Annotated in this window: 7 protein-coding genes and 1 pseudogene; 5 read left to right on the forward strand and 3 right to left on the reverse strand. The window is 75.4% G+C overall.

All coding sequences use genetic code 11. The annotated features are described in order from the left end of the window. Positions 1-63 precede the first annotated feature (63 nt). Positions 64-1,656: a phytoene desaturase family protein gene (locus ACW0Q9_RS13785; protein WP_456181242.1), complete on the reverse strand. Its 1,593-nt coding sequence runs from the start codon at positions 1,654-1,656 to the stop codon at positions 64-66. A 72-nt stretch (positions 1,657-1,728) separates the two neighbouring features. Here ACW0Q9_RS13785 and ACW0Q9_RS13790 point away from each other — a divergent pair, with 72 nt between their 5' ends. Continuing rightward, positions 1,729-3,162 carry an aldehyde dehydrogenase family protein gene (locus ACW0Q9_RS13790; RefSeq protein WP_456181244.1) on the forward strand — a complete coding sequence of 478 codons (1,434 nt, stop codon included), beginning with the start codon at positions 1,729-1,731 and terminating at the stop codon, positions 3,160-3,162. Between the two features lie 60 nt (positions 3,163-3,222). Here the strand turns inward: ACW0Q9_RS13790 and ACW0Q9_RS13795 are convergent, their stop codons facing one another. Then, a complete protein-coding gene (locus tag ACW0Q9_RS13795; RefSeq protein ID WP_456181246.1) occupies positions 3,223-3,627 on the reverse strand; it encodes a ChaB family protein in 405 nt (134 codons plus the stop codon). A 142-nt stretch (positions 3,628-3,769) separates the two neighbouring features. Here ACW0Q9_RS13795 and ACW0Q9_RS13800 point away from each other — a divergent pair, with 142 nt between their 5' ends. From ACW0Q9_RS13800 to ACW0Q9_RS13815, 4 genes are all read left to right on the forward strand, one after another. Then, positions 3,770-4,747, forward strand: a complete 978-nt coding sequence (locus tag ACW0Q9_RS13800; RefSeq protein ID WP_456181248.1) for a YihY/virulence factor BrkB family protein — start codon at positions 3,770-3,772, stop codon at positions 4,745-4,747. Positions 4,748-4,833: 86 nt separating this feature from the next. Then, the gene (locus tag ACW0Q9_RS13805; RefSeq protein ID WP_456181250.1) at positions 4,834-5,250 is read left to right on the forward strand and encodes a DUF2795 domain-containing protein; all 417 of its coding nucleotides are present in this window, start codon (positions 4,834-4,836) and stop codon (positions 5,248-5,250) included. 54 nt (positions 5,251-5,304) lie between these two features. Beyond that, entirely contained in the window at positions 5,305-5,766 is a 462-nt protein-coding gene (locus ACW0Q9_RS13810; protein ID WP_456181251.1) for an SRPBCC family protein, read from the forward strand. Positions 5,767-5,870: 104 nt separating this feature from the next. After that, entirely contained in the window at positions 5,871-6,134 is a 264-nt protein-coding gene (locus tag ACW0Q9_RS13815) for a hypothetical protein (protein WP_456181252.1), read from the forward strand. Between the two features lie 25 nt (positions 6,135-6,159). Here the strand turns inward: ACW0Q9_RS13815 and ACW0Q9_RS13820 are convergent. Further along, a pseudogene (locus ACW0Q9_RS13820) lies at positions 6,160-6,509 on the reverse strand (MFS transporter); the annotation flags it as partial.

A 6,509-nucleotide genomic window follows, 5' to 3' on the forward strand; every position in this document is an offset into this window, starting at 1 on the left:
GACGACGCTGCGTGAGGCTTTGTCGTCAGGCCACCACAGCCCCGCACCGGCCGGGCCATCGGGTCAGCGGTAGACGGTGCGGTGCGCCGCGCCGATCACGCCCGCGTACAGGTCGCCGGTGAGCGCCCGGTCGCGGGCCAGGGCGGCCCGGGCCGCGTTCGCCCCGGGCGCGCCGTGCACCCCGCCGCCCGGGTGCGCCGAGGCGCTGGCCAGGAAGAGCCGGTCCACCGGGGTGTCCGCGCGGCCCAGGCCGGGGATCGGCCGCAGGAAGAGCTGCTGGTACGCGGCCGCGGTGCCGCCGCCCAGCGCGCCGCCGACCAGGCTCGGCTCGGCGGCCTCCAGGTCGGCCGGGCCGGCCACGTGCCGCCCGACGATCAGCGAGCGGAAGCCCGGGGCGGCCTCCTCCAGCACCTCCTCCATCCGGGTCACGTGCCCGGTGATCTCCTCGGCCCGCCAGTGCCGGCGGAACGGCAGGTGGGTGTACGACCAGAGCGACTCGGTGCCCGGCGGGGAGTGGCTCGGATCGGCCACCGACATCTGCCCCACCAGCAGGAACGGGTCCCGGGGCACCTCGCCCCGGGCGAGCGCCCCCGCGTACGCGGTGAGGCCGTTCAGGTCGGCGCCGAGGTGCACGGTGCCGGCACCGGCCACCGCCCGGTTCTTCCACGGCACCGGCGCGGACAGCGCCCAGTCCACCTTGAGCGTGGAGCCGTCCCACCGGAAGTGCGCCAGGTCCTCGACCAGCCGGGGCGGCAGGGCCGCCGGGCCGACCAGGTCCAGGAAGAGCGCCGGGGCGGGGACGTCGGCGAGCACCGCCCGCCGGGCCCGCCAGTCGGTGCCGCCGGCGGTGCGGACGCCCATGGCCCGGCCCCGGGCGGTGAGCACCCGGTCGACCCGGGCGCCGTACTCGATCCGGCCGCCCCGCTCGACCAGCCGGGCCACCAGCGCGTCGGTGATCTTCTGCGCGCCGCCGACCGGCACCGGCCAGCCCACCTGCTGGCCGAGCATGGCGAGCAGCCAGCCGTACACCCCGGAGCCGGCCTCCTCGGGGGACAGGTCGGTGTGCAGGGCGCAGCCGGCCAGCAGGGCCGGCCCGCCCTCGCCGGCGAAGAGTTCGTCGCCGAGCTTGCGTACCGGCACCACGAGCCGGCGGGCCAGCCGCAGCGCGCCGGAGACCCGGAGCCGGCGCAGCAGGGTCAGGCCGCCCCGCACCGGCGGGAACGGGCTGGTGATGGTGTCCAGCATCGGCTCGGCCACCTGGCACCAGTCCGCGTAGGCGTGCCGCCAGCGGTCGCCGTCGCCGGGAGCGAACGCCTCCAGCGAGGCGGCGGTGGCCGCCAGGTCCCGGTTGACCACGGCCGCGCGGCCGTCCGGGAGCAGGTGGGCCAGCACGTCCGGGGCGTGGGTCCAGGACAGCCCGTACCGCTCCAGGCCCAGCCCGCGCAGCACCGGCGAGGCGTAGCCGAGGGGGTAGAAGGAGCTGTAGAGGTCGCTCAGGTAGCCGGGGGCGGTCACCTCCGCGGAGCGCACCGCCCCGCCGGGGACCTGCGTGGCCTCCAGCACCAGCACGTCCCAGCCCGCGTCGGCCAGCAGGTTCGCGGCCACCAGCCCGTTGTGCCCGGCGCCGATGACGACGGCGTCCGCGGTCGAAATCATCCGACCCGCCTACCCGGCCGGTTACCGGGCGAAACGCGTTTGCCCGGCCGGGGTCGGGGCATCCACTGCCGCATGTACACAGTTGCGCAGCTCATAGGTGGAGTCTGGGGTGCCGGTGGTGAGGGGGGCGAGCTGGTCGTACACGATCCGGCCGACGGCTCCCCGGTGACCACCGTGCCGGTGGCGACGGCGGACGAGGTCGCCAAGGCGGTCGGGGCCGCCCGGGCCGCGGCGGCGGACTGGGCGGGGACCGCCCCGGCGGAGCGGGCGGCGGCGCTGCACCGTGCGGCGGACGCGGTCGAGGCCGCGGCCGACGAGTTGGCGGCGGCCACCACGGCGGAGATGGGCAAGCCGCTGGACGACGCGCGCGGTGGCGTGGCGGCGGGCATCGGCACGCTGCGACAGTACGCCGAACTCGGCCCGGTGCGGGGCGGGCGGACCCTGCACGGCGCCCCCTCGGCGCTGGACTTCATGGCCCCCGAACCGCGCGGCGTGGTCGCCGCGATCACCCCCTGGAACGACCCGGTGGCGGTCTCCTGCGGCCTGCTCGGCGCCGCCCTGGTCACCGGCAACGTGGTGCTCTACAAGCCGAGCGAGCGCACCCCGGCGACCGGCTGGCTGCTCGCCCGGGCCCTGGACTCGGCGCTGCCGGCCGGGGTGCTGTCGCTGCTCACCGGTGGCGCCGAGGTGGGCGCGGCGCTGGCCGGCCAGGAGGTGGACGTGGTGGCCCACGTCGGCTCCACCGCCACCGGCCGGGCGATCGCCGCCGCCGGCGCCCGCACCGGCGCGAAGGTGCTGCTGGAGAACGGCGGCAGCGACCCCCTGGTGGTGGACGCGGGCGTGGACCCGGTCTGGGCGGCCGAGCAGGCGGCGCTGGGCTGCTTCGCCAACGCCGGCCAGATTTGCGTCGCGGTGGAGCGGATCTACGTGCACCGGGACGTGGCCGAGGACTTCGTCGACGCCTTGGTCGAGCGGGCCGAGGAGCTCGCGGTGGGCCCGGGCCGGGACCCGGGGACCCAGCTCGGCCCGCTGGTCGACCGGCGGCACCGGGACCACGTGCACGGGCAGGTCACCGCGGCGGTCGCCGAGGGGGCTCGGGTGCGCACCGGCGGCGCCGTCCCGGACGGGCCGGGCGCGTTCTACCCGGCGACGGTGGTCAGCGACTGCCGGCACGAGATGACGCTCGTCCGCGAGGAGACCTTCGGGCCGGTCGCGCCGGTGGTCGTGGTCGACTCGTTCAGCGAGGGGCTGCGCTGCGCGGCCGACTCCCCGTACGGGCTGGCCGCCACGGTGCTGACCGGCTCGATGAGCCACGCCCACCGGGCCTGGCGGGAGCTGCCGGTGGGCACCGTCAAGGTCAACGCGGTGTTCGGTGGTGCGCCGGGCGGCGCCGCGCAGCCGCGCCGCGGCAGCGGCCAGGGCTTCGGGTACGGCCCGGAGCTGCTCGACGAGTTCAGCACGGTGAAGGCGGTGCACATCGAGGCGCCGGGCGGCGGCCACTGGTGAGGAAACCGACGGGAGCCCGGGACCTGCGCGGTCCCGGGCTCCCGTGTCGTCGCCGGCGGGTCAGCGGCCGCCGCGGGCCTCGCGGGTGGCGTTGTTGTTCGCCTTCTCGATCGCCTTGACCAGCTCCGGCTTGGTCATCCGGGACCGGCCCGGCACGTCGAGCTTCTTGGCCACCTCCATGAGGTGCTCCTTCTTGGCGTTGGCGTCCACCCCGCCGGCCGTGGGGGCCCGCCGGGTCGGGCCGCCGCCGGCCGCCTGCCGGTCGCTCGGGCCCTTGCGCCCCTTCGGCTCCCAGTGGTCGCCGACCTTCTCGAACTCGTGCTTCACCGCGGCGAAGGCGGTGCGGTGCGCCCGCTCCCCCTCGCCGTACGTCTCCACCGCCGAGTCGTGCGTCTTCTCCCAGGTCCGCTGTGCCTTGGCCGGGGAGCGCTTCAGCGTGCTGGGCAGTACCTCGCGCCCGGGCATCTCGTCCTCCTCCGTCTCCGTGGGATCCTCTACCGATTCCCCCACCCGCCCGGGACAAACCGGCACCGGTTTGTCGGCCTCCCCCACCGGGTACCGCCCGGGCCACCTGCCGGGGGTGCGCCGGTGCGCGGAGGAGGCGGTCATGACGGCGACGACGGACGCGGCGGCCGGCGACCGGCAGCGGGCCCGGATCCCCCGCCGGGTACGCCAGTTGAGCTGGGCCACCTGGCGCGGGGTGCTGCTCCGCAGCGGGCGCAACTTCGTCAAGGACAACTGCGCCGACTGGGCCGCGGCGCTCACCTACTACGGGGTGCTGGCGCTCTTCCCCTCGACCATCGTGGTGGTCGCCCTGGTCGGGCTGGTCTCCGACGGGCCCCGCACGGTGGACACGGTGATCGAGCTGGCCCGGGAGATCGGCGCCGGCTCGGTGGTGGGCAACGACGCCTTCGTCACCGTGGTGCGCAACGTGGTGGAGCAGCAGGGCTCGGCGAAGGTGCTGCTCAGCTTCGGTCTGCTCGGCGCGCTCTGGTCGGCGTCCGGCTTCATCGGCGCGTTCACCCGGGCCTCGAACGCGATCTACGGCGTCGAGGAGGGGCGGCCGTTCTACCGGCTGCGGCCGCTGCAGATCGGGCTCGCCGGGGTGTCGCTGGTGCTGCTCGCCGTGGTGGCCCTGGGGCTGATCGTCAGTGGCCCGGTCACCGACTTCGTGGGCGACCGGCTGCACGCCGGCGGGCTGACCCGCACGGTGTGGACGGTGGCGAAGTGGCCGCTGCTCGCGCTGATCGCGATGACCCTGCTGTCGCTGCTGTTCTGGATCGCCCCGAACGTCCGCCAACCCCGGTTCCGCTGGCTCACCCCGGGCGGCGCGCTGGCCCTGCTGGCCTGGGTGCTCGCCTCCTTCGGCTTCGGCCTCTACGTGGCCAACTTCGGCTCGTACGACGTGACCTACGGCAGCCTGGGCGCGGTCATCGCCTTCCTGGTCTGGCTCTACCTGTCCAACTGCGCGCTCATGCTCGGCGTCCAGGTCAACGCCGAGCTCCAGCGGGGCCGGGTGATGCAGGCCGGCGTCGAGGATCCCGCCGAGCCCGTCCTGCCGCCGCGCGCACCGGCCGATTCCTGACCGGCATCGACCGGTTCGCGGTGGGATGACCGGCTCCACCGGCGGCCGTCGGTTTACCGGCGGCCCCCTCGGGCATGTCTGTCGGCATGGAACGTGCCAGCAGCAAGCACTCACCCAGGGTCGACGAGCAGATGAGCAGCGAGGTGAGCGGCCTCGTCCAGGGGCCGGGCACCGGAGGCTCCCGGGTCGAGGAGTACCGCGTGCCGGAACCGGCCGGGGAGGACCAGCCGGAGGCGACCACGGCCCCGGCGGGCGAGCTGCGCAGTGGCGCCCCGAAGGGGATGAGCTCGGAGGACGTGGAGGCCCGTAGCCGCCTCGGCCGGTTCATCACGATGTCCGCCCTGCCGGGCGACCGGGAGGCGCTGGTGGCCAACGCCCGGGAGAACGAGGCGCCGGACGACATCGTGCGGGCGCTGCAGGGCCTGCCCGAGGGCACCCGGTACCAGACGGTCTCCGAGGTGTGGGCGGCACTGGGCCACAAGAACGAGACGACGCGCTGGTGACCGGGCCGACCCACGGCCCGTGACAACGAACCGGCGGAACAGGAGGAATCTCACATGAGCGGCGTTATGGAACACGTGGACGTGGCCGTCCCGATCCGCACCGCCTACGACCAGTGGACGCAGTTCGAGGAGTTCCCGCACTTCATGGAGGGCGTCCAGGAGGTCCGGCAGCTCTCCGACACGATGACCCACTGGACGGTGGAGATCGCCGGCGTCAAGCGCGAGTTCGACGCCGAGATCACCGAGCAGCTGCCCGACGAGCGGGTGGCCTGGCGCTCCACCGGGGGCACCCAGCAGGCCGGTGTGGTGACCTTCCACCGCCTGGACGAGGGGAACACCCGGGTCACGCTGCAGCTGGAGTTCGAGCCGCAGGGCATGGTCGAGAAGGCTGGCGACAAGTTGGGCGTGGTGGACCGCCGGGCCAAGGGCGACCTGTCGCGGTTCAAGACGTTCATCGAGCGGCGCGGTCAGGAGACCGGCGCCTGGCGCGGCAAGGTCGACCGGCCGACCCCCTGAGTCGCCGTCCCCCGTACGCGAACCCCGATGGCCGCCGGTGCTCCGGCGGCCATCGCCGTGTCCGGCGGCCGTTTGCGATCATCCGGCCCGGGTACCGCAGGGGAATGACCGACAACGACAGCCACGTCTGGCGCGACGAGGAACGCACTCCCCTGCACGAGCTGGACCGGGCGATCGCCCGGTCGACCCTCGACGGGCAGGCGGACGACGTCACCGGCAACGACGCCGGCGAGGAGGCCGCGTTCGGCCACGGGCCGGAGGCGGTGGACCGCGGCGCCGGCCCCGAGGCCGAGCGGCGGGAGATGACCGACGCGGACCGGGCCTACCGGCCGTCGACCACCGGCCGGACCGGGCCCGACAACATGTGACCCGCCCCGCCGGGAGGACCCGCCGTCAGGAGTCCCGGCGGCCCTGGCGGGCGCCGGCCGCGTGCAGGGCGATGAGCGCCACCGCGAGCACCACCAGCGTCGGGCCGAGCGCGGCCACCGAGACGCGGGCCAACAGCACCCCGACCGCGGCCGGCACCAGGGCGGCGCCCAGGCCGGCCGCGCCGATCTGGAGGCCGATGGTCCGGTCCGCGTGGTCGCGGCCCACCCGTTCCGCCGTGGTCAGGGTGAGCAGCGGGAAGACCGGCGCCGCGGCGAAGCCCACCACGAGCAGGCCGGCGACCGTCACCCAGCCGGGTGCCGGCAGCGCGATCAGCACCGCTCCCCCGGCCATGCCGAGCAGGCTGCCCCAGTAGC

The organism is Micromonospora sp. I033, assembly GCF_053890995.1.